Origin of the sequence: Streptomyces sp. NBC_00335 (assembly GCF_036127095.1) — a bacterium.
In the GTDB taxonomy this organism is placed as follows: domain Bacteria; phylum Actinomycetota; class Actinomycetes; order Streptomycetales; family Streptomycetaceae; genus Streptomyces.
This window is the reverse complement of sequence record NZ_CP108006.1, coordinates 5,124,510-5,148,350: the sequence shown is the minus strand read 5'-3', so window position 1 is coordinate 5,148,350 and position 23,841 is coordinate 5,124,510. Positions and strand designations below refer to the sequence as shown.

Below are 23,841 nucleotides of genomic sequence, written 5' to 3'. Positions count from 1 at the left end.
GGGGGTACCGCGGCGCGCTGGTGCCAATCGCCGTATCCATAGGGGTGCTAGCCCTACCCCCCGGACTCCCGCCCTGTAGTAACCAGTTAAGGAGCCCCGGGGCCTTTCCTCCTCCTCCCCCGGGACGAACCGTCCCTGGATCCTTATGAGGACCAACCCCTAGGGGATCTCGCTCGTTGGGACGAGGCGCCCTGAGGGGATACCGCCCCGTAATCCCGCAGTGAGATGGTGTCCGCGCAGGTAAGCGCGGGGAGAAGGGTTTTGCATGGGCTCAGGGGAAAGCACGGGCGCGAGTACCGAGGGCAGCGCCGGCGGCATACCCGGGGACGACCCGGCCGCCGGTACGGGTACGCGGGCGGCCTCACCGCCCGGCCGGCCCCGTACGGCCGTCGTCGCCGCCCTGATGCTGACCATGGGGCTCGTCGCCCTCGACGGCGCCGTCGTCGCCACCGCCGTCCCCCAGATCGTCGGCGACCTCGGCGGCTTCGCCGTCTTCTCCTGGATCTTCTCGGGCTACATCCTGGCCGGAACCGTCACCCTGCCCGTCTACGGCAAGCTCTCCGACACCTACGGCCGCAAGCCCGTCCTGCTCCTCGGCATCAGCCTCTTCCTGCTCGGCTCGCTGCTGTGCGCGGCCGCCTGGAGCATGGCCGCCCTCATCGCCTTCCGGATCCTCCAGGGCCTCGGCGGCGGCGCCCTGCAGGGGACCGTCCAGACCCTGGCCGCCGACCTCTACCCGCTCAAGGACCGGCCGCGCATCCAGGCCCGGATGTCCGTGGTCTGGGCCACCTCGGCACTGGCCGGCCCCGCGCTCGGCGGGCTGATCGCCACGTACACCGACTGGCGCTGGATCTTCCTGATCAACCTGCCGCTGGCCGCCGCCGCCCTGTGGATCATCGGCCGCCACCTGGTCGAGCCCACCCGGGCCCCCGGCCGTACCGGCCCCGTCGACTGGGCGGGAGCCCTCGCCGTCTTCGCCTGCGGCGGGCTGCTCCTCTTCGCGCTGGTCCAGGGCGGGGTCGCCTGGCCCTGGCTGTCGGCGCCCTCGCTGGGACTGTTCGCCGCCTCCGTCGCACTCGGCGTGCTGGTCGTCTGGATCGAGCGCCGGGCCGAGCAGCCCATCCTGCCCGGCTGGGTGTGGCGCCGGCGCACCATCGCCGCCGTCAACCTGGCCATGGCCGGGCTCGGCCTGCTGATGGTCGCCCCGATGCTGTTCATGCCGACGTACGCCCAGTCCGTACTCGGCCTCGGCCCCACCGGCGCCGGCCTGGTCACCTCCGCGATGACCCTGAGCTGGCCGATCAGCGCCGCCCTCGCCCAGCACGTCTACCGGCGCATCGGCTTCCGCAACACCGCCGCCACCGGGGTCGCCCTGGCCGCCCTCATCCTCGGCTCCTTCACCCTGCTCCCCTACCCCGCCCCGGTCTGGCAGCCCGTACTGATCATGCTGCTGCTGGGCGGGGCCCTCGGCCTCTTCCAGCTCCCGCTGATCGTCGGGGTCCAGTCCACGGTGGGCTGGGAGGAGCGCGGAACCACGACGGCCTCGGTGCTGTTCTGCCGCAACGTCGGGCAGAGCGTCGGAGCGGCGCTGCTGGGGGCCGTGGCCAACGCCACCATCGCCGACCGGCTGGCACAGGCCCCGGTGCCCGGGCTCCCCGCGACCCTGGACGACGTGTCCAGGGCCCTGACCCACCCCGGCCTCCTCTCCCCGGAAGCCGGCGAGTACCTGCGCCGGGCCGTGGCCGCCGCCGGGGACCACATCTTCCTCGGCGCGACCCTGGCGGCGGCCGCGTCGGCGCTGGTGCTGCTGCTGGTGGCGCCGCGGCGGTTCCCCGTACTGCCGGAGCAGCGGGAGGGCTGAGGGCGGGCAACTTGTCATGCCCGGGCCGAAACGGTAACCCTCTTCGGAGACACCGCACTCCCGGGGGGCCACACATGACGTCCGCACTCTTCGCACTCGCGTTACTCGCCGCCCTGGCGGCCCCGATCGTCCTGCGCCTGATGCGCCGCCCCGGCTTCGTCACCGGCCGCGACGGACGCCTCTCCACCTCGATCACGCTCGCCCTGGCCTGGACGGTGATCCTGATCTGGCTCCTCCTGGCAACCCTCGGCTACGGGCTCACCGCGGGCGGCGGCGTCGACTGGTTCCAGGGCCCCGAGGGCCCCCTGTCCACCCTGACGACCGTCTACCTCCCGCTGCTCGGCGGCCCCTACGCCGCCCTGATCGCGGCGAAGGCGGTGGTCGGCATGCGGGTCGAGCGGGGCTCCATGGCCAAACCGGCGCCGAAGGGCACGGAGCGGCGCCCGGTGCACGACCTGATCTCGAACGACGGCGGGCGGACCGACCTCGTCGACCTGCAGTACGTGGCCCTGAGCGCGGTCACGATGCTGTACGTGGTGGCGTTCTTCCTGGCGGACGTGGGCGGCGGGCTGCCGAAGCTGCCCGCGGAGATGTGGGCGCTGACCGGGGCGCCGGCCGGGGCGTACCTGTTGAACAAGGTGGCGGTGCGGGGCATCCCGGTGATCACCGGAGTCTCCGTGACGGAGGGTCTGCTCACCGTCTCGGGCGGCGGCTTCGGGGACAACCCGCGGGTCGAGGTCGACGGCACGGCCCTCCCGACCACGGTCGTCCCGGACGGGACCCTGACCGCGCCCCTCCCCGCGACGGCGCCGCCCGCCTTCGAGGTGGTGGTCACCACCCACGGCCTCCGCAGCGACCCGGCCCCCCACACCCCGCCACTGCACGGTCCGGAGCCCGCACTGTGACCCGTACCGCTGCGCAGGCCGGAGCCCCGGCCATGACCCGTGCCGCTGCGCGGGGCGGAGTTCCCCACTTCGACCCGTGCCGGTGCGCGGGGCGGAGTTCCCCGCTGCGACCCGTGCCGGTGCGCGGGGCCGAGTTCCCCTACCCGCCCTTCCACCGTTCCCAGGGCCGGCCCTGCCCCGGTCCTCAAACGCCGGACGGGCTACAAGCGGGGCACCGGACTGCGCCCGGACCCCTGGGGCTCCGCCCCAGACCCCGGTCCTCAAACGCCGGACGGCTGAATTGGCGCGGCCCGGTCTGGATAAGGCGGCCAGGCTGAAACAATCGCCCGGCCGGGGTCGGCAGGGGCGGCCCGGGTCGGGGACGGGGGCGGGGTGGGGTGTCGGCCTGGACGTAGAGCGTGATTTGTGGCGCAGGCACAAGCCCAAACCCTGTCGGAGTTCAGGAGAGGGCGCCTAAATCATGCAGTCCAGGCCGACACCCCACCCCGCCCCCGGCACCGACCCCCACCCGCAGCCGGCCCACCCCCAGCCCCGCCGGCGCTTGAGGCGCAGGGGCCCGGGGACCGGCAACGGCGCCGCGCAGGCTCAACCCTCCGCCGGAGCCCGGCCCGTCAGGGCGGCCAGGCTGGAGCGGACGTGGTTCATGTGGGCCCGCATCTCGTCCTGCGACTCCCCGTGCTCCCGCAGGATCCGCTCCGTCTCCCGCCCGACCCGCTCCTCCCGCACCCGCGCCTCCGCGATCAGCTCCGCCGCCTTCGCCTCCGCGTCCTCCTGCCCGTGCCGGGCCGCCTCCTGGGTCTGCGCGAACGTCCGCTTCGCCTCCGCCAGCCGCGACTGCGCGTACCGCTCCAGCTCCGCCTCCCGCGCAGCCAGTTCCGCCTCCCGCGCAGCCAACTCCCGCTCCGCCGCGTCCCACCGCTCCGCGTGCTCCTGTTCGCGCTCCGCGAGCAGCGCGTCCGCCCGGCGGGCCGTGTCCGCCAGCGCCGCCTGCGCCTCCGCCCGCCACGCCGCCGCGTCGTCCCGCGCCGCCGTCCGCGCGTCGTCCGCCTCGCGCCCCGCCCGCAGCAGCCCCTGCCGGGCCCGCACCTCGGTCTGGTCCCGCACCGCCTGCGCGTCGCCGCGCGCCAGCTCCGCCACCCGGTCGGCGTGCGCCTCGGCGGCGCCCGCCGCCGCCAGCGCGTCCGCCCGCGCGTCGCCCCGTAGCGTCTCGGACTCCTCCTCGGCGAGCAGCAGGATCCGGCGGGCGCGCTCGCCGAGCTCCTCGTACGTCTGCGGGGCCAGTCCGGAGACCTCCACGCGCAGCCGCTCCGCCTCCGCCTCCATCTGCTTGGCCAGCACGGTCAGCCGGGCCACCCGCTCCCAGGCCTCGTCCCGGCTCCCCGACAGCCGGGCGAGGTACCGGTCCACCTCTTCCGCCCGGTAGCCACGGCCACGCACGGTCGTAAAGGGTGCACTCATCCTGGAAGCGCCTCTCTCGCGGGGTTCCTGCCAAGGATGCGTCATTTGATCGCGGAAGCCCGAATGGCCGGGCCGAGACCCCGTTCGGGGGTCACGACCCGGCCATCCGGATCGGCGGAGGATCCGCGGAGGATCCGCAGAGGATCCGTGCGAGATCAGCAGGAACCGGTCAGAGGAGCCCGTCCCACATCTGCTCCAGCAGCACCGACCACCAGTTCTCCGGCGACGCCAGCGCCGCACTGTCCAGCCCCGCCAGGTTCGCCTGGAAATCGACGGTCCAGCGGCCCGCCTGCTCCGGCGTCAGATGCTGGCGCAGCCGCCACATGTGACCCAGCATCGCCAGGGACCGTACGAACTGCGGCAGCGAGGAGTTGACGAACTGCGGGGGCACCGGCGCCCCGCCCGGACCGCTCTCCACCGGCACCGCGACGATGTGCGCGGTGCCGTACTGCACGCACAGCGCCTTGCCGAAGTCGCTGCCCACCACCAGGTACGAGCCCGCGTCCGAGGCGGGCTGCACCTGCCGCTGCGCCGCCAGCTCGGCCAGCGTCGGCAGCGGGGCGCCCGGTACGGCCTGGGCCCAGAAGAACGGCCCGAAGTCGACGGGCAGGCCCGACCACATCAGCGTCTGCGCCACGATCTCCGGCACGCCCTGCCGGGACACCGCGCGCTGCTCGAAGCGGAACACGCCCTGCGGCCCGAAGGCCCCCGCCAGCTCCTGCGCGATCGCGTCCAGCGGGATCGCCGGCTGCAAGGGCACCTGCGGGAGCGGTGCGCGCACCGGCGCGGGGCGCGCCGGGCCGTCCGCCACCTGGTGCAGTTCGCCCTGGTGGGTCAGCAGGTGCCGCATGCCCTGCTGGCGGCCCGCGTGGTCCGTCCCGTACGGGGCCACGCTGGTGATCCGGACCTGCGGCCAGGTCTCCCGGATCATGCGCGCGCAGTAGCCGCCGGGCAGCTCGCACGAGGCCAGCTCGGTGTGCAGCTCCAGCACCTGCTGCGGGGGCACGTTCATGGCCCGCAGTTCGTACAGGATCTGCCACTCCGGGTGCGGGGTGCCGGGCGCGGAGCGGCGGATGAGCTGCTGCTCGGAGCCGTCGGGCGCGCGGTAGCGCAGCACGGCCTGGTATCCGGGGCCGACCGTGGGGACCCCGGGGGCGGAGGCCTGCGGCGCGGGTGCCTGCGACGCGTGTACGGGCGACTGCGGCGCGGGGCCGGGCGGGCCGGGCGGCGCGGGCGGCTGCCCGGTCACGGCCGGACCCGCCAGCATCGTCGCGGCATGGTCCAGCCCGCCACCGGGAGCGCCGGGAGCCCCCGGCGGACCGGGCGGCTGCGGTACGCCGGGACCGGCCAGCATCGTGGCGGCGTGGTGCGCGCCGCCCCCGGGCACGCCGGGAGGACCGGGCGGTGCGGGCGGCTGCCCGGCGCCAGGCACCCCGGGGGGACCGGGCGGCTGGGGTACGCCGGGACCGGCCAGCATGGTCGCGGCGTAGGCGTCTCCGCGCCCGCCGGACGACCCGGGAGACCCCGGCGGACCGGGAGGCGCGGGCGGCTGCCCGGTCACGGCCGGACCCGCCAGCATCGTCGCGGCATGGTCCAGCCCGCCACCGGGTGCACCGGGAGCCCCCGGAGCTCCGGGCGGGCCGGGCGGCGCGGGCTGCTGCGGCCCGCCGGGGCCCGCCAGCATCGTGGCGGCGTACGAGGGCGACTCCGCACCCCCGCCCGGCGCACCGGGCGGACCCGGCGGGGTCACGGGCCCGGGGGCCCCGGACCGGTTGACCCGGGCCTTGCTCGTCGGCGCGTCGGCGATGTCTCCGCCGGAACCGGAACCGGAAGCCTGACCGGAACCGGAACCGGAACCGGAGCCCCGCCCCTGCCCCTGCCCCGACCGGGAGGACTCCGGGTCCAGCGCCGGCACCACGGCGGTCTTCGGCAGCTCACTGCCCCGGGGCATCAGGGTCGTGCGCGCCTCCGGGCCCGGCCCCGACGGCGCCTGGGCGTCGTCCAGGTCCGTGCCGGACAGCGGCGGCGCGAACACCGTCGCCGGCAGCGGCACGGACACGGAGTCCGCACCGGGGTTCACGTCGGTGCCGGCCCAGGGCGTGGCCCCGGTCGGGACGGCGGCGGGCACCCCGTCGTTGGCGGTCGGCTCGTAGGGGACCTCTCCCCCGCGCCGCAGCGGAACCGGCTCCGGCACCGGCTCCGAGGAGCCCGCGCCGGAAGCGGCCGGCGCCGAAGCAGCCACCGGCGTCACCGGAGCGGCGGGCGTCACCGGAGCGGCCGGAGCCGCCGGGATCCCCGCCCGGTCCGCCGCCTCCTGGAGCCACTCCGGCGGGCTCAGCATGAACGAGGTCTGTTCCGAGTCGATGCGCGGCACCGGCACCGAAGCCTCGGCCTGCGCGGCCGACGCCCCGTACTCCTCCTCGTAGCGGCGGATCACCTCACCCACCGGCAGGCCGGGCCAGAGCGTCACCTCCCCGCTGTCCCGCGCGATGACGAGCCGCTGCCGGCCGCCCCCGGACACCGGGCCCGCCGGGCGGTCCTCCGCCCACACCACGAAACCGAGTCCGAACTCCCGTACGCGCACCTCGCGGTGCTGGTACCCGGGCACGTCCCCGTTGATCCATTCCTCGGCGCGCTCCTGCGCCTGCGCAAACGTCACCATCGCGCCGTCACCCTTCCACCGGTGCCGCTGCCGGACCGGCACCCGGAACCGAACGCCCTGCCGGAGCCGCTCCCGGCCCCGCTCCCTCACCCTGACCCGTCACGGGAACCGAGCGCGCGAATCCGCCGTCCACCATCAGACCGGCCACCGTTTCCAGTTCCGGCGGATTGCCCGCCAGCCGTTCCAGGAAGGCGTCGAAATCCGCACCGCACGGCAGCAGCAACCGCTCCACGCGTTCCTGGACCGACCAGCCGTCCTGGTCGCGCGCATCGTCGTACGGGGAGAACCAGACCGAGCCGACTCCCTCACCGCGCACCTTCACCGCGAGCAGCCCGCCCTGCGCGAAGGCCACGCACAGGTAGTCCTTCGTCAGGTGGTCCCGCAGGCACTTGTTGACGTAGACGAGGTCGTTGACCGCCGCCTCCTCGCGCACCGTGAAGAACGGCTGGTCCACCAGCAGTCCCAGCTCCACGTCGAGCCCGGTGCCCACCGGCGCGCAGCCGCCCGCCGCCTTCAGGAAGGAGCGGTACGCCTCCGGGAGCCGGTAGCCGAGGTCCTCCTCGACGCCCTGGACCTGCTGCTCGGAGACCGAGACCACCGTCTTGGGCAGTCCCAGGTGCACCGGGCGCACCTCCTGCAGGGCCCGCGTCCCGCGCTTGCCGTGGTCCACCGCCGCCGTCGCCAGACCGGCGTGGTGCCTCAGCAGCGACTTCACCTCGACCGGGACCAGCTCCATGCGGCGGGTGCCGGACACGTGGTGCCAGGTCCAGCCGTGCGGGGTCGACACCGGGCCGACCGTGTCCCACAGTTCGTGGCCGGTCGCCCGCATGGCCGCGTTCGCGGACACGCAGTCCGTCAGCCGCAGCTCGTCCACGCCGAAGCCCTCGGGGGGCTCGGCGATCTCGACGGCCGCACGGGCGTACAGCGCGAAGTCGGGGTGCCCGTTCGCGTCGATGCGGACTCCGTGGGGATGGCGCGCGGCCCGGACGGGGTCCGGGAAATGCACGACCTGCCCCGAATAAGCGGCGTTGGGTGGCGCGGCCTGATGCCCGAGCCGACCTGTCGTCATGGCGGTAGCCCCCTGCTGGATCTGGCTGGTTCACCACAGCCTATGTGCTCCGGCAAGGGCCTCACCCGCGCGTGCGCGGGGACCCCGCGGGACGGCCGGGAAGATCCGAATTGATACGAATATTCGACCCCGCTTCCACATGCCACGGGACATTTGACAGGCTGTCCCCACAGCACGGGGGCGTGCGCGACAGCGGTCAGCACCGCGGCCACGGGAGGGAAAGCGCAACCATGCAGAACACGGCAACACGCACAGACGCGGCCGACGCCCACTCAGGAGGGGCGGGAGCCCAGGGATCCACGGGCCCCGCGGGCGCCCACGGACCGGCGGACCCCGCCGGTCCCGCGGGAACCGGTGACCCGGCGGCCGTCCCCGGGCAGGCCCGCGCCGCGGCCGAGCAGGGCCCCGGCGATCCCCGGCTGCGCTGGGGCGGCGGGGACGGCCGTCCCGACGTGCCCACGCTCCGCTTCCGCCGCGACGGGATCCTGCCCACCGTGGCCGCCGCCCTGTCCGTGCGCGGCGAGACCCTCACCGGGACCGCCGGCAAGGCCGACCTGCCCCCCGTGCTGCACGCCCTCGTACAGGATTTCCTCGACACCCTCACGAGTGGCCAGCGCGAACGTTTCACCGGCCGATGTCCGGAGGCGATCCTGCTCTCCCGGCACCTCGCCACCGTCGAGGGCGCCCGCAGCAAGCGCGCCTCGCGCAAGCCCCTGACGCCCAGCGAGGCGCGCCGCTCGCTGAAGCACTCCAAGATCACCGCCCGCCGCATCCGCGAGGACGGCGACCCGCTCCACGGCAGCTACGCACCTCCCTGCCGCTCCTGCGAGGCCCTCCTCGCCCACTTCGGCGTACGCCCCGTCGACCTCACTCACCCCGAGTAGCCGCCATGACCACGACCTCCGCTTCGTACGCCCGCTCCTCGGCGACCCGCTTCCCCGTCGCCGTGGACTCCGCCCTGCGCACCGCCGGCTGGGAGCCGGGCCGCTGGGACATCAAGCAGGCCGAGTACTGGGCCGACGCCCTGCGCGACCACACCACCCCGGCCGGGCACCGGCACACCGTCTTCCCGGCCGCCGTCGAGGCCTGGGCGGAGTTCGGGAACCTCACCGTCTCGGCCCCGGGCCCCGGCCGCCAGATCGCGCCCACCGCGATACGCCTGGACCCCCTCACGGGCCTGCACCTCGCCCGGACCTTCGCGGACCTGGGCCGCGCCCTCTCCACGCAGCTCTGCCCGCTCGGCGTCGAGGCCGACACGGACCCGGCCGGGGGCGGCGCCCACCTCGCCCTCGACCGCGAGGGCCGCGTCTACTGCGTGGACCACACCGGCGACTGGTACCTCGGCGGGAGCCTCGACGAGGCCCTCACCCTCCTGCTGACCGGCCTCCAGCCGACGCGCCTGACGACGGGGTAGGCCGTCGGGGACGGCCTGCGTCGCGGCACCCTTCAGCCGCCCAGCTCCGGAAGCCGCTCCCCTTCTCCCGGGTAGCGGCCCTCCTCCAGCCGGAAGAGGTACGCCCGCAGATCGGCGGCGAGCCCGCCCTCCAGGTATGCCCGGAACTCCCGCGCCCCCTCGGCGGCGTCCAGGTCGGCGGGGTGGACGCTGTCCCCGTACTCGGCCAGCGTGAGCACCAGGTGCTCCTCGACCCGGCTCCGCCCGGCCCACCACCGGCGCACCGTCTCCGGGGTCCACCAGCGGTCCCCGTCGTACGCGTACTCCTGGAAGGGCTCCTCGTCCGCCGCGTCGACCACCTCGCGCACCTCGATCGGGCTGCGCGGCTGCCGGAAGACGTATTCGAGGGTGCCCTCGGTACTCGCCGCGTACATCACGTTGCGGGGCGCGTTCAGCCGCCCGGTCCAGCACGTGTCGGTCTCGCCCGTGTAGAAGGGCCCCGGCACGTTCAGCCAGAGCCGCTTCTCCCATCGCCCCTGGAACAGCTTCCGGTCCTCGTCCGTCAGCTCCGCCACCGGATCCCAGCCCACCGTCATCCCCGCTTCCCCCCTGTCGCCCCGCGTCACAACCGCGGGAGCCGCTCCCCGGCCTCCGGGTAGCGGCCTTCCTCCAGCCGGAAAAGATACGCCCGCAGATCGACGGCGAGGCCACCGTCCAGATACGCCTGGAAGTCCCGTACGCCGGCGGCCGCATCGGCGTCGGCGACCGAGCCGCCCTTCCCGAAGTCCGCCAGCGACTCGGCCAGGTGCAGGGCGACCCGCCCCCGGTCCGCCCACCACGCGCGCACCTCGGCCGGCGTCCACCGCAGGTCCCCGTCGCAGTGGTACTCCCCGATGGGTTCGGCCCAGGCGGCCTCGGCCACCGCCCGGACCTCCGCCGGATCCCTCGGCTGCCGGAACACGTACTCGGTGCAGTAGGCGCTCTCCGCCGTGTACAGCACGTTGGCCGGGGCCTCCATCCGGCCCGTCCAGCAGTTGTCCGTCTCGCCCGTCCAGAACGGCCCCGGCACGTTCAGCCACAACCGCGCGGAGTCCTCCCCGCCCCGCCGGAAGCTCTTCCGCTCCTCGTCCGTCAGCTCCGCCACCGGATCCCAGGCCATCCCCGCTACCCCCGCCCGCTCGGCAGGACCGCCGAGACCTTGAAGCCGCCCTCGTCCGTCGGGCCGGACACGAACACCCCGCCCAGGGCGAGGACCCGCTCGCGCATGCCGACCAGGCCGTTCCCGCCGCTCGGCAGTCCCGGTTCGGCCGCCTTGCCGTCGCAGGGGCCGTTCTCCACCTGCATGGCCACCTCGCCCTCCCGGTGCGCCAGCCGTACGACGACCCGGGCGCCCGCGGCGTGCTTGTGGCAGTTGGTCAGGGCCTCCTGCACCACCCGGTAGGCGGTCTGTTCCACCTCCGCCAGGTACGCGGAGCACTCGCCGCGCACATCGAGCTCGACGGACATCCCGGCCGCCCGCGACTGCCCGACCAGCGCCTCCAGCGCGGCCAGCGTCGGCCCGTCGTCGAAGCTCCCCACCAGCGCCACCGGCGCGGCCACGGCCGCCGGCTTCGGCGCCTGGGCCCGCAGGACGCCGAGCATCTCGCGCAGCTCCGTCAGTGCCTGCCGTCCCATGTCCCCGACCAGCGCCGCGTTCTTCGCCGCCTTCACCGGGTCCTTGGCGGCGATCGCCTGGAGGGCCGCCGCGTGCACCACCATGAGCGACACCCGGTGCGCCACGACGTCGTGCATCTCCCGCGCGATCCGGGTCCGCTCCTCCGTACGGGCCCACTCGGCGCGTTCCTCCGCCCGGTCCGCGAGCAGCGACAGCTCCCGCTCCAGCGAGTCCGCGCGCTCCTGCAGGCTCTCCATCAGCCGTCTGCGGGCCGCCGTGTACAGCCCGAACAGCACTGGCGGCACGGTCAGCGCCACCGCCACGAACACGGACAGGGTGATGACGAGGGTGAGGCTGACCTCGGGGTCAGCCCGGGTCCGCATGAACATCACCACGAAGAACGCGGCCAGCGACATCGACGCCAGGGTCGCGGTGATCCGCCGGGGCACCTCGGAGGCGGCCAGCGTGTACAGCCCGACCACCACGAGCAGGAACCCCATGGCCGCCGGCGACACCGCGATGCCGACCAGCACCACGAGGATCGGCCAGCGCTGCCGCAGCACGAGCACGGACCCGACCAGTACCCCGAACAGCACCCCGGCGAAGACCGGGATCCCGGCCTCGCGGGCGAACCGGACGCCCTCCACCCCGCCCTCGACGGCGGACACCGCCCCGAGCCCCGCGTCCAGCAGGGCCGACCTGCGACTCTCCCACCACAGGGGCCCGTCCCGCCCGGCCCCCGCCTCTCCCTGCTCTTCCCCCGTACTGGTCATACGGTCCAGCCTACGCAGCGGCGACAGCACACCGGCGGCGCCAATTCCAACGAACCACCGGTAATCGCACGTCCGACTGAATCACCCACGGACTGAGACCGGAGTCCCACATTCCGGACGACGCTCTATGTATGAGCAAATACGCCGACTTCGAAACCCTCCGCGAACAAGCCCTCGCCCTGCGCCGCGAGGGCCTCAGCCGCCGCCAGATCCGCGACCGCCTCCAGGTCTTCAACGGCGAGATCCTCAACCGCCTCCTCCAGGGCGAGCCCCCACCGGAATGGACGAAGCGCCCGAACGCGAAGGACGACCTCCGCGACCGCGCCCGCGAGCTCCGCCTCAAGGGCCTCACGTACGACCAGATCCAGATCGAGCTGGGCTGCTCGAAAAGCTCCATCTCCCTCTGGGTCCGCGACCTCCCGAAGCCGGAGCGGCAACGCACGAGGGAGGAGTCCTCCGCCATAGCGCGGCGAGGCTGGGAACGGACACTTGAGATCCGTGACGAGGAGCGCCGCCAGGTCAAGCGGGATGCGGCTGCGGAGATCGGCAGCTTTTCGGAGCGCGACCTCTTCCTCGTGGGCGTCAGCCTCTATTGGTCCGAGGGCAGCAAGGACAAGACGTACGCCCGACGCGAGCGTGCGGTCTTCGTGAACAGCGACGCCGGCATGGTGACCACCTACCTCGCCTGGCTGCGTCTCCTCGGAGTGAAGGACGAGGACCTGCGGTTCGCCGTGACGATCCACGAATCAGCCGATGTCGTCGGCGCGGAGGCCTTCTGGGCGGATCTCGCCGGGGTGCCGCAGGCACAGTTCCTCAAAACGACACTCAAGCGGCACAACCCGAAGACCGTCCGAAAGAACACCGGCGAGAGCTACCACGGGTGCCTCGCGGTACGGGTGCTTCAAAGCGCCGGTCTGTACCGTCGCGTCGAAGGCTGGTGGTGCGGCATAGTAGGGGCTGCATCGCAGTTCGATCAGTCGAATCGGACATAAATGGCGAACCATCCCGGATCGTCTAAGGGCAGGACAAATGGTTTTGGTCCATTGAATGAGGGTTCGAATCCTTCTCCGGGAGCTCACAGCGCAACATTTGCTGTACTTCGGGTCCTGACCGCCTCGGTCGGGACCCACCCTCGTTTAGGGCCTTAAACCCACCGGTATCCTTCACGGGTCCACCACCCGAAGCCGAAGGGCACACCCGTGAGCGCCAACCGCCCGGCAGCCGTCGTCGTACTCGCAGCGGGTGAAGGCACCCGCATGAAGTCGGCCACACCCAAGGTTCTGCACGAGATCAGCGGGCGTTCGCTCGTCGGTCACGTCGTCGCCGCCTCCCGCGAGCTGGACCCCACCCACCTCGTCGTCGTCGTCGGGCACGCCCGCGAGCAGGTCACCGCGCACCTCGCCTCGGTCGACGCCGACGTCCGCACGGCAGTCCAGTACGAGCAGAACGGCACCGGGCACGCCGTCCGGATGGCCCTCGAAGAGCTCGGCGCCGACCGTCCCGCCGGCACCGTGGTCGTCGTCTGCGGCGACACCCCGCTGCTGACCGGCGAGACCCTGGCCGCCCTGACGGCCACGCACGAGGCCGACGGCAACGCCGTCACCGTGCTGACCGCCGAGGTCCCCGACTCCACCGGGTACGGCCGGATCATCCGCGGCGCCGACGGGGCGGTCACCGCCATCGTCGAGCACAAGGACGCCACCGACGCCCAGCGCGCCATCGCCGAGATCAACTCCGGGGTCTTCGCCTTCGACGGCGCCCTGCTCGTGGACGCGCTCGGCAAGGTCCGCACCGACAACAGCCAGGGCGAGGAGTACCTCACCGACGTGCTCGGCATCCTGCGCGAGGCCGGCCACCGCGTCGGCGCGGCCGTGGGCGCGGACCACCGGCAGATCCTCGGGATCAACAACCGGGTCCAGCTCGCCGAGGCCCGCGCCCTGCTCAACGCCCGCCTGCTGGAGCGCGCCATGCTCGCCGGCGTGACGATCGTCGACCCGGCGAGCACGCTCGTCGACGTGACGGTGACTTTCGGCCAGGACGCGATCGTGCACCCCGGCACCCAGCTGCTCGGCACCACGCACGTCGCCGAGCAGGCCGAGGTCGGCCCCAACACCCGCCTGAAGGACACGCATGTCGGCGCCGGCGCCCGGGTGGACAACACGGTGGCGGACACCGCCGTCGTCGGTGCCTCCGCGAGCGTGGGCCCCTTCGCGTACCTGCGTCCGGGCACGAACCTGGGCGCGAAGGCCAAGGCCGGCACGTACGTGGAGATGAAGAACGCCACGATCGGCGAGGGCACCAAGGTCCCGCACCTGTCCTACGTCGGCGACGCGACGATCGGCGAGTACACGAACATCGGCGCCGCCAGCGTGTTCGTGAACTACGACGGTGAGCACAAGCACCACACCACCGTCGGCTCACACTGCAAGACGGGCTCGGACAACATGTTTGTGGCACCCGTCACCATCGGGGACGGCGCCTACACCGCCGCCGGCTCCGTGATCACGAAGGACGTGCCGCCCGGCGCCCTGGCCGTGGCCCGTGGCCAGCAGCGGAATATCGAGGGCTGGGTGGCCCGCAAGCGTCCGGGAAGTGCCGCCGCAACGGCGGCTCAGTCGGCGGTCCACGAGGACTCCGACGAACGCTGAGGTGAACTGACCGGAAACGGCTACGCCCGAGACGGCGTACCGTGATAGGTGAACGCAATTCGGCTGGCTCACCGTGTGCGGGACGGACGCACATGGGGGCGAGCAGCTTTCCCACGTCTGAGGAGACAGTGCTGTGACCGGGATCAAGACGACCGGCGAGAAGAAGCTGATGCTCTTCTCCGGCCGCGCCCACCCCGAGCTGGCCGAGGAGGTCGCGCACCAGCTCGGTGTCGGCCTCGTGCCGACCAAGGCTTTCGACTTCGCGAACGGCGAGATCTACGTCCGCTTCCAGGAGTCGGCGCGTGGCGCGGACTGCTTCCTGATCCAGAGCCACACGGCTCCGATCAACAAGTGGATCATGGAGCAGCTGATCATGATCGACGCGCTCAAGCGCGCGTCGGCACGCTCCATCACCGTGATCGTCCCGTCCTACGGATACGCCCGCCAGGACAAGAAGCACAAGGGCCGCGAGCCGATCTCGGCCCGCCTGGTCGCGGACCTGCTGAAGACCGCGGGTGCGGACCGCATCCTCACGGTCGATCTGCACACCGACCAGATCCAGGGCTTCTTCGACGGCCCGGTCGACCACCTTTCGGCCCTGTCGGTCCTCGCGGACTACGTCGGCGCCAAGGTCGACCGCTCCAAGCTGACGATCGTCTCCCCGGACGCCGGCCGCGTACGCGTCGCCGACCGCTGGTGCGACCGCCTGGACGCCCCCCTGGCGATCGTGCACAAGCGCCGCGACAAGGACGTCGCCAACCAGGTGACCGTCCACGAGGTCGTCGGTGAGGTCAAGGGCCGCGTCTGCGTCCTGGTCGACGACATGATCGACACGGGTGGCACCATCTGCGCCGCCGCCGACGCGCTCTTCGCGCACGGCGCGGAGGACGTCATCGTGACGGCCACGCACGGCATCCTCTCGGGCCCGGCCGCCGACCGCCTGAAGAACTCCAAGGTCAGCGAGTTCGTGTTCACGAACACCCTGCCGGACCCGTCCGACCTCGAGCTCGACAAGATCACGGTGCTCTCCATCGCCCCGATGATCGCCCGCGCCGTGCGCGAGGTCTTCGAGGACGGCTCGGTCACCAGCCTGTTCGAAGAGCAGCAGTAAGCACGTCCGCACTGTGCTGACCCCTTAGGGTTTAGATCATTTTTGGGTACGGCCTCCCCGCCGGGTATACTCCTTGAGTTGCTCGGCGAGGGAGGCCGTACCCGTTTCAAACGGGTATGGATGCTCCGTTATCGACGCGCTCTTCGTAGCAGGCCGTGTTCCGGCCGGGTGACTGTCGTCCATTTCCGTCACCCCACGAGGAGTGAGCATGTCCGAGATCAAGCTTTCCGCGAAGGTCCGCGAGAACTTCGGCAAGGGTTCCGCCCGTCAGGCCCGTCGTGACGCCCTGACCCCCGCGGTCATCTACGGCCACGGCACCGACCCGAAGCACGTCAACGTGGACGCCCACGCGCTCCAGCTGGCGCTGCGCACCCCGAACGTCCTGCTCTCCCTGGACATCGAGGGCGCCGGCACCGAGCTGGTCATCCCGAAGGCCGTTCAGAAGCACCCGCTGAAGCGTTCGATCTCCCACGTCGACTTCCTGATCGTCAAGAAGGGCGAGAAGGTCACCGTCGACGTCGCGATCGTCACCGAGGGCGAGCTGGCCCCGGGCGGCAACATGCTGGAGACCCTCCAGAACACCATCTCCGTCGAGGCCGAGGCCACGCACATCCCGACCGAGGTCACCGTCTCCATCGCGGGCCTCGAGGCCGGTGCCACCATCACCGCCTCGGACCTGGTCCTCCCGGCCGGCACCACCCTGGCCGTCGACGGCGACATCGCCGTCCTGCAGGTCATCGGCGCGGGCACCGAGGAGCCGGCCGCCGAGGGCACCGAGGCCTGAGCCTCACCGCTCACCCTCAGCACTTGCTGAACGACCGCCGTCCGGCTCCACTGGAGCGGGACGGCGGTCGTCTTCGTATAAGGAGCTTTTGATGTCGGACGACGCGGCGCCCTGGCTGATCGTGGGCCTCGGGAACCCGGGTGCGGAATACGCGGGCAACCGCCACAACATCGGTTTCATGGTGGCCGACCTGCTGGCGGAGCGGATGCGCGGCAAGTTCAAGGCGCACAAGGCCCGCGCCCAGGTGGTCGAGGGCCGGATGGGCCCGCCGGGACCGCTGAACCGGCGCGTGGTGCTGGCCAAGCCCATGTCGTTCATGAACCTGTCCGGCGGCCCGGTGACGGCGCTGCGGGACTTCTACAAGGTGCCGCTGGACCGGATCGTCGCGGTCCACGACGAGCTGGACATCGACTACCCGACGCTGCGGCTGAAGCTGGGCGGCGGGGACAACGGCCACAACGGCCTGAAGTCGATGACCAAGTCGATGGGCCCGGACTACCACCGGGTGCGCTGCGGCATCGGCCGCCCGCCCGGCCGGATGCAGGTCGCCGACTTCGTGCTGAAGGACTTCTCCTCGACGGAGCGCAAGGAGCTGGACTGGTTCGTCGACCGTTCGGCGGACGCCGTGGAGTGCCTGATCCAGGAGGGCCTGGAGCGCGCGCAGTCCACGTACAACAGTTAGAGGGACCGACGACGGAGCCCCCGTCACCGGATCGATCCGGTGACGGGGGCTCCGTCGTACGCCGTACGAAACCTCAGCCGGTGTTGCGCAGACCGGCCGCGACACCGTTGACGGTGAGGAGCAGGGCCCGGGACAGGATCGGGTCCGCCTCCTCGCCGCGCTCGGCGGCCGCGCGCTGGCGGGCCAGCAGCGAGACCTGGAGGTAGGAGATCGGGTCCAGGTAGGCGTCGCGGACCGAGAAGGTCTGCTGGAGGACCGGGTTGGAGTCGAGGAGCTTCTCACCCCCGGTGATCCGCAGGACCTCGCGGACGGTCAGCTCGTGCTCGGCCTCGATGCGGGCGAAGACGTGCTTGAGCTCGTCGGGCACCAGGGTGTCGACGTAGTGGCGGGCGATCCGCAGGTCCGTCTTGGCCAGCGTCATCTCGACGTTGGACAGGAAGTTGCGGAAGAAGTGCCAGCGCTCGCCCATCTCGGTCAGGGCGTCGCCCTGGCCCGCCTCGCGCAGGGCCTTGAGGCCCGAGCCGACCCCGTACCAGCCGGGGACGATCTGGCGGGACTGGGTCCAGCCGAACACCCACGGGATGGCGCGCAGGCCGTCGAGGCCCGCGCCGGAGTCGGGGCGGCGCGAGGGGCGCGAGCCCAGGTGCAGGTCGGCGAGCTGGTCCACGGGGGTGGCCTTGAAGAAGTACGCCGGCAGGTCCGGGTCCTCGACGAGCGCGCGGTACGCGTCGTGCGCGGCGTCCGAGACGGTGTCCATGGCCGCGTCCCAGCGGGCCAGGTCCTCGTCGGACTGGCGCGGGGCGGTGTGCAGCGCGGAGGCCTGGAGGGTGGCCGCGACGGTCAGCTCCAGGTTCTCGCGGGCCAGCGAGGGGACGAGGTACTTGTCGGAGATGACCTCGCCCTGCTCGGTGACCTTGATCTCGCCCTCCAGGGTGCCCCAGGGCTGCGCGAGGATCGCGTCGTGCGAGGGGCCGCCACCGCGGCCGACGGTGCCGCCGCGGCCGTGGAAGAGGCGCAGGCGCACCCCGTAGCGGTGGGCCACGTCGCGCAGCCGGCGCTGGGCGCGGTGGATCTCCCACTGGGAGGTGGTGATGCCGCCGAACTTGGAGGAGTCGGAGTAGCCGAGCATGACCTCCTGGACGTCGCCGCGCAGCGAGACGAGGCGCCGGTAGGAGGGGTCCGCCAGCATCTCGTCGAGGATGACGTCGGCGGCCTTGAGCTCGTCGGTGGTCTCCAGGAGCGGGACGATGCCGATCTTGGCCCAGCCGCCGTGCAGGTCGATCAGGCCGGCCTCGCGGGCGAGGACGGCGGCGGCGAAGACGTCGTCGGCGCCCTGGCACATCGAGATGATGTAGGACTCGATGACCTCGGGGCCGAACTTCTCGAAGGCGTCCTTGATGGCGCCGAACACGCCGAGCGTCTTCTGGCCGGCCGCGTCGAGCGGGGCCGGGGTGGGCGCCAGCGGACGGCGCGAGCGCAGCTCCTTGGCCAGGAGGCGGCCGCGGTAGTCGCGGGGCATGTCCGCGTAGCGCCAGGACTCCTCGCCGAGCCGGTCGAAGAGCTGGCCCAGCGCGTGGTGATGGGCGTCCGCGTGCTCGCGCACGTCCATCGTGGCGAGCTGCAGGCCGAAGGCGGCCAGCGTGCGGATGGTGCGGTCCATGCGGCCGTCGGCGAAGAGCGCGCCGCGGTGCTCGCGCAGGGAGGTCTGGATGAGGGTGAGGTCGGTGAGCAGCTCGGCGGTGCCGAGGTAGTCGCGGCCTTCCTCGTGCGGGATGCCCTTGGCGAGGCGCTCGCGGGTGTTGAGGAGCTTCTGGCGGATGCAGGTGGCCTTGAGGCGGTACGGCTCCTCGGCGTTCAGCCGCTTGTAGCGCGGGCTGATCTCGGGGAGGCGCTCCAGGTCGGCCTGCAGGGAGGTGAGGAGCTCCTCGGTGGCACCGGTGTAGCGGATGGAGTTCGACAGCAGTCCGCGCAGGAAGTCGATGAGTTCCAGGGCGTCGGTGATGCCGTGCTCGTGCTGGAGGATCAGGACGTCCCGGGTCACCTCGGGGGTGACGTTGGGGTTGCCGTCGCGGTCGCCGCCGATCCAGGTGCCGAAGGTGAGCGGGCGGGTGCCGGCCGGAATCTCCACGCCGACGCGCTGGAGCTCGGCGGCGAGGTCCTCCAGGACGTCGCCGACGGCGCCGGCGTGCAGCTCGTCGAGGTAGTAGATGGCGTTGCGCGCCTCGTCGGCGGGCTCCGGACGGACCACGCGCAGTTCGTCGGTCTGCCAGACGAGGTCGATGTTCTCCGCGAGGCGCAGGTCGTGGCGGCGGCGCTCGCCGGCGCCCGCGACGGGCTCCTCCAGGAGGGCCGCGATGCGGCGCAGCTTGTTCAGGACGCTGCGGCGGGCCGCCTCGGTGGGGTGCGCGGTGAAGACGGGGCGGACGTTGAGGTTCTTGACCGTCTGGCGCAGGTGCTCCGGGTCCGCGTCCTTGAGCATGTCGGCGGTGCGGGCCAGCAGGCCCCCCTCGGCGGCGCGGTGGGCGCGCAGCTCCTTGCCGCGGTGCACCTGCTCGGTGACGTTGGCGAGGTGGAAGTAGGTGGAGAAGGCTCGCACCAGCTTGGCGGCGGTCTCCAGGTCGGTGTCGCCGAGCAGCTCGGCTGCCGCGATGCCGTCGGTGCGGGTGAGGGCCCGGACGCGTTCGACCAGGTCGAGGAGGTCCTGGCCCTCCTGGCGTACGAGGGTCTCGCCGAGGAGGTCGCCGAGGCGGCGGATGTCCGCGCGCAGCTCTGCGTTGGCCGCGCCGGCGGGGGACGTCGCGGGGGCGGTGGTCGAGTGGGCCTGGTCGGCACTGCTCACAGGTGCGGCTCCTTGCAGTGTTTCGAGCGCTACTGGGAGGTGGGCTCCGAGTGTGCGCGGTGGTGCCCGCCCGGACCTGGGTCCGGCGGTGCCACCGCTCCTGATGCGCAGCTCGGGCTGCCCGTGCGGACCACGCTGTCCGACGACACCAGGATAGGTGGCCCGTACCGGTGACCAGGTCCGTGTGTCACCAGGCGGGACGACGGCCCTGCGGCTCGGGCCGATGGGCCCTGCTGCGGGCGCGCTCCTCTTGCCCCGCGGGGGACCTTTGCCATACTTACGTTGCCGTAGGTTACGCACCCGTAGGGATGTGTGGCCGGGCGGCGCGCCTGCCGACTCCCTCACCCTCAGGGGACACACCTATGACCATCAGTCCCGACGTGATCGAGGACGCCTCGGCGCCTTCCGGCGCGTCCGTTCCGTCCGCGACCCTCGGCGGTGAGAACAAGCGGTCCGTGGAACAGATCGCGCTGCTGCTGTTCATCACCGTCCCCTTCCTCGCCCTGCTGGTGGCGCTTCCGCTCGCCTGGGGCTGGGGGGTGAGCTGGCTGGACGTGGGCCTGATGGTCTTCATGTACTTCCTGGCCTGCCACGGCATCACCATCGGCTTCCACCGCTACTTCACGCACGGTTCCTTCAAGGCGAAGCGGCCGCTGCGCATCGCCCTGGCGATCATGGGCTCGATGGCGGTCGAGGGACCCCTGGTGCGCTGGGTGGCCGACCACCGCAAGCACCACAAGTACTCCGACCACGAGGGCGACCCGCATTCGCCGTGGCGCTTCGGCGAGACGGTGCCGGCCCTGATGAAGGGCCTGTGGTGGGCGCACATCGGCTGGCTCTTCGACGAGGAGCAGACCGACCAGCAGAAGTACGCCCCGGACCTGATCAAGGACCCGGCGATCCGCCGCATCTCGCGCGACTTCATCTTCTGGACGATGTTCTCGCTGGCGCTGCCGCCGCTGGTGGGCGGTCTGGTGACGATGTCGTGGTGGGGCGCCTTCACGGCGTTCTTCTGGGGCTCCCTGGTCCGCGTCGCGCTGCTGCACCACGTGACGTGGTCGATCAACTCGATCTGCCACGCGGTGGGCAAGCGCCCCTTCAAGTCGCGCGACCGCTCCGGCAACGTGTGGTGGCTGGCGGTGCTGTCCTGCGGCGAGTCCTGGCACAACCTGCACCACGCCGACCCGACCTCCGCCCGGCACGGCGTGCTGCGCGGCCAGGTCGACTCCAGTGCGCGCCTGATCCGCTGGTTCGAACAGCTGGGCTGGGCGTCCGACGTCCGCTGGCCGTCCGAGGCCCGCATCGACGCCCGGCGCAAGGAAGAAGTGTCGAACGCGGCATGATGGGGGGCGTGGGAAACGACGGCAGCAGTTCCAGCAGCGAGAAGCCCAGGCGCCCCCGCCGGGTCCGGATGACGGGCGCCGAACGGCGTCAGCAACTGCTGGACATCGGCCGCACCCTGTTCGCCGAGAAGGGGTTCGAAGGCACGTCGGTGGAGGAGATCGCGGCGAAGGCCGGAGTCTCCAAGCCGGTGGTCTACGAGCACTTCGGCGGCAAGGAGGGCCTGTACGCGGTCGTCGTGGACCGCGAGATGCGCCAGCTGCTGGACGGGGTGACGGGCGCGCTGACGGCCGGGCACCCGAGGGAGCTGCTGGAACAGGCGGCGTTCGCACTGCTGGACTACATCGAGAGCTACACGGACGGTTTCCGGATCCTGGTCCGGGACTCCCCCGTGGCCCAGTCGACGGGCACCTTCGCCTCGCTGATCAGCGATATCGCCACACAGGTCGAGGACATCCTCGGCCTTGAGTTCAAGGCCCGCGGCTTCGACCCGAAGCTGGCCCCGCTGTACGCGCAGGCGCTGGTCGGGATGGTCGCCCTGACCGGGCAGTGGTGGCTGGAGACGCGCCAGCCGAAGAAGGCCGAGGTGGCCGCCCATCTGGTGAACCTGTCCTGGCACGGACTGGAGAACCTGGAGGCGAAGCCGCGCCTGGTGGGCCACCGGAAGAAGTGAGTGCTCGGCCGTCCGTTCGCGGTGCGTGAGCGGGGCGTCGCACCTGGTGCCCGGGGCCCGGAGCCCCGGGCACCACTGCGTTCTGAACGTGATCAAAATTGCCCGTTTAATGTCTAGACAACGCCCGTCACACAGGTAGTCTTCGGTAACTCCCGGGGGGGAATGCCGTTTCACGTGCAGCGCAGCTCTGCCGCGCGCCGTGAACGAGATCGTTCAACCCGGTTTCGCCTGACTACCAGGGAGACCTCTTGTCTTTCATGCGCTCCTCGCGCTCCGGCCGCATCGCGGCCTGCACCGCCCTCGCCGTCGCGGCGGGCATGCTCCTTTCCGGTCCGGTCTCGGCCACCGAGAAGCCGGTTCCGACGGCGAAGGCCGAGCGGCCCAAGGTCGAATCCCGCGCCACGGGCGTCCACCCGAAGGCCCCTGCGGCCAAGGCCAAGGCCGGCACCCGCAGCGCGGCCGCCGCGGTGACCCCGCTGTTCGACGTCGACCACGACGGCTGGCAGGACATCCTGTACCGGACGATCGACGGCACGTGGTACCTGAAGACCTTCAACGACCCGCAGGATCCGCAGTACATCCTCGCGGACGGCGGTTCCGGCGAGGACTTCAAGGACGTCATCCCGGCCGGCGACCTCGACCACGACGGTCGCCCGGAGCTCCTGACGCTCTCCGTCAGCGGCAAGCTGTCGCTGCTGAAGGCGGACAAGTACAGCGCCGACCGCACCGGCTCGTCCGGCAACGGCTGGGGCATCTACAACAAGGTCACCGGTGTCGGTGATGTGACCGGCGACGGCAACCCGGACCTGCTGGCCCGCACGCACGCCGGTGCCCTGTACCTGTACCCGGGCAACGGCACGGCCGGTTCGGGCACCCCGTACGGCAGCCGGGTCGCCCTCGGCGGCGGCTGGGACATCTACTCCCAGATCCTCGGCGGCGGCGACTTCAACAACGACGGCAAGACCGACCTCCTGGCGGCCACGCCGGGCGGCGCGCTCTACATGTACCCGGGCAACGGCGCCGGGTTCGGCAACCGCGTCGCGCGCGGCACCGGCTGGAACATGTACAACCAGCTCCAGGTGATGACCTCCAGCGAGGCGGGCACCAGCTGGGTCGTGGGCCGCGACTCGGGCGGCAAGATGTGGAGCTACCGCCCCAACGCCTCCGGCGGCTTCGACAGCCGTGTGGCGATGGGCGTCAACTGGGAGTACACCAACCTGTACGCCGGCCAGGGCGGCGTGCCCGCGCACGGCCGTTCCGAGCTGGTCGCCCGCACCTCCAACGGCGCCGTGTACTACTACTACGGCAAGATGAACGGTGGCTTCGGCAACCGTGACGAGGTCTTCGCGCCCGGCGAGGCGCCGGTGAACCAGGTCGGCCTGTCCGTGGCTTCCTCCTTCAGCGCTCTCAACCAGACCAACTGGCTGATGTGGGTCGGCGGCGACCTCTACAACAACGGCGACTTCGTGGGCGGCGGCTGGGGCATCTACAACGCCCTCGTCGGTGTCGGCGACGTCACCGCCGACGGCTACGGCGACCTGCTGGCCCGTGACAAGTCCAACGTGCTGTGGCTCTACCCGAGCCGCGGCAACGGCAACCAGTTCGGTTCCCGCGTCCGCCTCGGCGCCGGCTGGGGCATCTACAACAAGCTCTTCGGTGCCGGCGACGTGACCGGTGACGGCCGCGCCGACCTGCTCGCCCGCGGTACCGACGGCTCGCTGTGGGCCTACCCGGGCAACGGCACCTCCGTCTTCGGCGACCGCATCAAGATCGGTGCCAGCGGCTGGAACGGCCTGAAGAAGCTGGCCGCGGTCGGCGACATCACCGGTGACGGCCGCACCGACCTCGTCGGCGTCGACGCCGGCGGCACCGCGTACCTGTACAAGGCGACGGGCCTCAAGGGCCTGAACACCTTCCAGGGCAACACCCCCGCGGGTGGCGGCTGGAACGCCTACATCGACCTGTTCTAGGCGGTCCGGGGTGGACCT

19 protein-coding genes and 1 tRNA gene are annotated in these 23,841 nt (G+C 72.1%); 13 read left to right on the top strand and 7 right to left on the bottom strand.

What is annotated here, in order from left to right; all coding sequences use genetic code 11:
- The first annotated feature begins 265 nt into the window (after window positions 1-265).
- Together OHA37_RS23265 and OHA37_RS23260 are read left to right on the top strand one after the other, a co-directional pair.
- Window positions 266-1,861, top strand: coding sequence for an MFS transporter (locus OHA37_RS23265; protein ID WP_266908121.1), 1,596 nt, complete (start codon window positions 266-268; stop codon window positions 1,859-1,861).
- 74 nt (window positions 1,862-1,935) lie between these two features.
- Window positions 1,936-2,766, top strand: coding sequence for an IPT/TIG domain-containing protein (locus OHA37_RS23260; protein ID WP_266908119.1), 831 nt, complete (start codon window positions 1,936-1,938; stop codon window positions 2,764-2,766).
- 585 nt (window positions 2,767-3,351) lie between these two features.
- Here the strand turns inward: OHA37_RS23260 and OHA37_RS23255 are convergent.
- The 3 genes from OHA37_RS23255 to OHA37_RS23245 form a co-directional block, all read right to left on the bottom strand.
- Complete coding sequence (locus OHA37_RS23255; protein WP_266908117.1) at window positions 3,352-4,224, bottom strand: DivIVA domain-containing protein; 873 nt, start codon at window positions 4,222-4,224, stop codon at window positions 3,352-3,354.
- 169 nt (window positions 4,225-4,393) lie between these two features.
- Window positions 4,394-6,886: an SUKH-4 family immunity protein gene (locus OHA37_RS23250; protein ID WP_266908115.1), complete on the bottom strand. Its 2,493-nt coding sequence runs from the start codon at window positions 6,884-6,886 to the stop codon at window positions 4,394-4,396.
- Between the two features lie 7 nt (window positions 6,887-6,893).
- Entirely contained in the window at window positions 6,894-7,955 is a 1,062-nt protein-coding gene (locus tag OHA37_RS23245; RefSeq protein ID WP_266908113.1) for an SMI1/KNR4 family protein, read from the bottom strand.
- Between the two features lie 230 nt (window positions 7,956-8,185).
- On the opposite strand from OHA37_RS23245, the gene OHA37_RS23240 reads away from it, so the two are divergent.
- Both OHA37_RS23240 and OHA37_RS23235 read left to right on the top strand, forming a co-directional pair.
- Window positions 8,186-8,839 carry a YwqJ-related putative deaminase gene (locus OHA37_RS23240; protein WP_443046201.1) on the top strand — a complete coding sequence of 218 codons (654 nt, stop codon included), beginning with the start codon at window positions 8,186-8,188 and terminating at the stop codon, window positions 8,837-8,839.
- 5 nt (window positions 8,840-8,844) lie between these two features.
- Window positions 8,845-9,369, top strand: a complete 525-nt coding sequence (locus tag OHA37_RS23235; RefSeq protein WP_266908111.1) for an SUKH-3 domain-containing protein — start codon at window positions 8,845-8,847, stop codon at window positions 9,367-9,369.
- Between the two features lie 32 nt (window positions 9,370-9,401).
- Here OHA37_RS23235 and OHA37_RS23230 read toward each other — a convergent pair whose 3' ends face one another.
- The 3 genes from OHA37_RS23230 to OHA37_RS23220 are packed head-to-tail and all read right to left on the bottom strand — an operon-like array spanning window position 9,402 to window position 11,775.
- Window positions 9,402-9,944: a hypothetical protein gene (locus tag OHA37_RS23230; protein ID WP_266908109.1), complete on the bottom strand. Its 543-nt coding sequence runs from the start codon at window positions 9,942-9,944 to the stop codon at window positions 9,402-9,404.
- Window positions 9,945-9,970: 26 nt separating this feature from the next.
- Window positions 9,971-10,507 (bottom strand): hypothetical protein, encoded by a 537-nt coding sequence (locus OHA37_RS23225; RefSeq protein ID WP_266908107.1) that lies wholly within the window; start codon window positions 10,505-10,507, stop codon window positions 9,971-9,973.
- A gap of 5 nt (window positions 10,508-10,512) precedes the next feature.
- Window positions 10,513-11,775: a sensor histidine kinase gene (locus OHA37_RS23220; RefSeq protein WP_266908105.1), complete on the bottom strand. Its 1,263-nt coding sequence runs from the start codon at window positions 11,773-11,775 to the stop codon at window positions 10,513-10,515.
- A gap of 131 nt (window positions 11,776-11,906) precedes the next feature.
- Between OHA37_RS23220 and OHA37_RS23215 the strand changes: the two genes are divergently transcribed.
- The 6 genes from OHA37_RS23215 (at window position 11,907) to pth (ending at window position 17,000) form a co-directional block, all read left to right on the top strand.
- Window positions 11,907-12,767 carry a hypothetical protein gene (locus tag OHA37_RS23215; RefSeq protein ID WP_266908103.1) on the top strand — a complete coding sequence of 287 codons (861 nt, stop codon included), beginning with the start codon at window positions 11,907-11,909 and terminating at the stop codon, window positions 12,765-12,767.
- Between the two features lie 11 nt (window positions 12,768-12,778).
- A tRNA-Gln gene (locus OHA37_RS23210) sits at window positions 12,779-12,849 on the top strand.
- Window positions 12,850-12,974: 125 nt separating this feature from the next.
- The gene (gene glmU / locus OHA37_RS23205) at window positions 12,975-14,423 is read left to right on the top strand and encodes a bifunctional UDP-N-acetylglucosamine diphosphorylase/glucosamine-1-phosphate N-acetyltransferase GlmU (protein ID WP_266908101.1); all 1,449 of its coding nucleotides are present in this window, start codon (window positions 12,975-12,977) and stop codon (window positions 14,421-14,423) included.
- Between the two features lie 133 nt (window positions 14,424-14,556).
- Entirely contained in the window at window positions 14,557-15,534 is a 978-nt protein-coding gene (locus tag OHA37_RS23200; protein ID WP_112451977.1) for a ribose-phosphate diphosphokinase, read from the top strand.
- 208 nt (window positions 15,535-15,742) lie between these two features.
- Window positions 15,743-16,318, top strand: coding sequence for a 50S ribosomal protein L25/general stress protein Ctc (locus OHA37_RS23195; RefSeq protein WP_266908098.1), 576 nt, complete (start codon window positions 15,743-15,745; stop codon window positions 16,316-16,318).
- A 91-nt stretch (window positions 16,319-16,409) separates the two neighbouring features.
- Window positions 16,410-17,000 carry an aminoacyl-tRNA hydrolase gene (pth, locus tag OHA37_RS23190; RefSeq protein WP_266908096.1) on the top strand — a complete coding sequence of 197 codons (591 nt, stop codon included), beginning with the start codon at window positions 16,410-16,412 and terminating at the stop codon, window positions 16,998-17,000.
- 73 nt (window positions 17,001-17,073) lie between these two features.
- On the opposite strand, the gene ppc is transcribed toward pth, so the two are convergent.
- A complete protein-coding gene (gene ppc / locus OHA37_RS23185; RefSeq protein WP_443046200.1) occupies window positions 17,074-19,839 on the bottom strand; it encodes a phosphoenolpyruvate carboxylase in 2,766 nt (921 codons plus the stop codon).
- A gap of 362 nt (window positions 19,840-20,201) precedes the next feature.
- Between ppc and OHA37_RS23180 the strand changes: the two genes are divergently transcribed.
- From OHA37_RS23180 to OHA37_RS23170, 3 genes are all read left to right on the top strand, one after another.
- Window positions 20,202-21,182 carry an acyl-CoA desaturase gene (locus OHA37_RS23180; protein ID WP_266908094.1) on the top strand — a complete coding sequence of 327 codons (981 nt, stop codon included), beginning with the start codon at window positions 20,202-20,204 and terminating at the stop codon, window positions 21,180-21,182.
- A complete protein-coding gene (locus tag OHA37_RS23175) occupies window positions 21,182-21,853 on the top strand; it encodes a TetR/AcrR family transcriptional regulator (protein WP_266913016.1) in 672 nt (223 codons plus the stop codon). Before OHA37_RS23180 ends, OHA37_RS23175 begins: the two co-directional genes overlap by 1 nt.
- A gap of 257 nt (window positions 21,854-22,110) precedes the next feature.
- Window positions 22,111-23,823 (top strand): FG-GAP repeat domain-containing protein, encoded by a 1,713-nt coding sequence (locus tag OHA37_RS23170; protein WP_266913014.1) that lies wholly within the window; start codon window positions 22,111-22,113, stop codon window positions 23,821-23,823.
- Window positions 23,824-23,841: the final 18 nt, after the last annotated feature.

Coding starts and splice junctions, on each gene's coding strand:
- OHA37_RS23265 (WP_266908121.1), top strand. CDS start 266: ATGGGCTCAGGGGAAAGCACGGGCGCGAGTACCGAGGGCAGCGCCGGC.
- OHA37_RS23260 (WP_266908119.1), top strand. CDS start 1,936: ATGACGTCCGCACTCTTCGCACTCGCGTTACTCGCCGCCCTGGCGGCC.
- OHA37_RS23255 (WP_266908117.1), bottom strand. CDS start 4,224: ATGAGTGCACCCTTTACGACCGTGCGTGGCCGTGGCTACCGGGCGGAA.
- OHA37_RS23250 (WP_266908115.1), bottom strand. CDS start 6,886: ATGGTGACGTTTGCGCAGGCGCAGGAGCGCGCCGAGGAATGGATCAAC.
- OHA37_RS23245 (WP_266908113.1), bottom strand. CDS start 7,955: ATGACGACAGGTCGGCTCGGGCATCAGGCCGCGCCACCCAACGCCGCT.
- OHA37_RS23240 (WP_443046201.1), top strand. CDS start 8,186: ATGCAGAACACGGCAACACGCACAGACGCGGCCGACGCCCACTCAGGA.
- OHA37_RS23235 (WP_266908111.1), top strand. CDS start 8,845: ATGACCACGACCTCCGCTTCGTACGCCCGCTCCTCGGCGACCCGCTTC.
- OHA37_RS23230 (WP_266908109.1), bottom strand. CDS start 9,944: ATGACGGTGGGCTGGGATCCGGTGGCGGAGCTGACGGACGAGGACCGG.
- OHA37_RS23225 (WP_266908107.1), bottom strand. CDS start 10,507: ATGGCCTGGGATCCGGTGGCGGAGCTGACGGACGAGGAGCGGAAGAGC.
- OHA37_RS23220 (WP_266908105.1), bottom strand. CDS start 11,775: ATGACCAGTACGGGGGAAGAGCAGGGAGAGGCGGGGGCCGGGCGGGAC.
- OHA37_RS23215 (WP_266908103.1), top strand. CDS start 11,907: ATGAGCAAATACGCCGACTTCGAAACCCTCCGCGAACAAGCCCTCGCC.
- OHA37_RS23195 (WP_266908098.1), top strand. CDS start 15,743: ATGTCCGAGATCAAGCTTTCCGCGAAGGTCCGCGAGAACTTCGGCAAG.
- pth (WP_266908096.1), top strand. CDS start 16,410: ATGTCGGACGACGCGGCGCCCTGGCTGATCGTGGGCCTCGGGAACCCG.
- OHA37_RS23180 (WP_266908094.1), top strand. CDS start 20,202: ATGACCATCAGTCCCGACGTGATCGAGGACGCCTCGGCGCCTTCCGGC.
- OHA37_RS23175 (WP_266913016.1), top strand. CDS start 21,182: ATGGGGGGCGTGGGAAACGACGGCAGCAGTTCCAGCAGCGAGAAGCCC.
- OHA37_RS23170 (WP_266913014.1), top strand. CDS start 22,111: ATGCGCTCCTCGCGCTCCGGCCGCATCGCGGCCTGCACCGCCCTCGCC.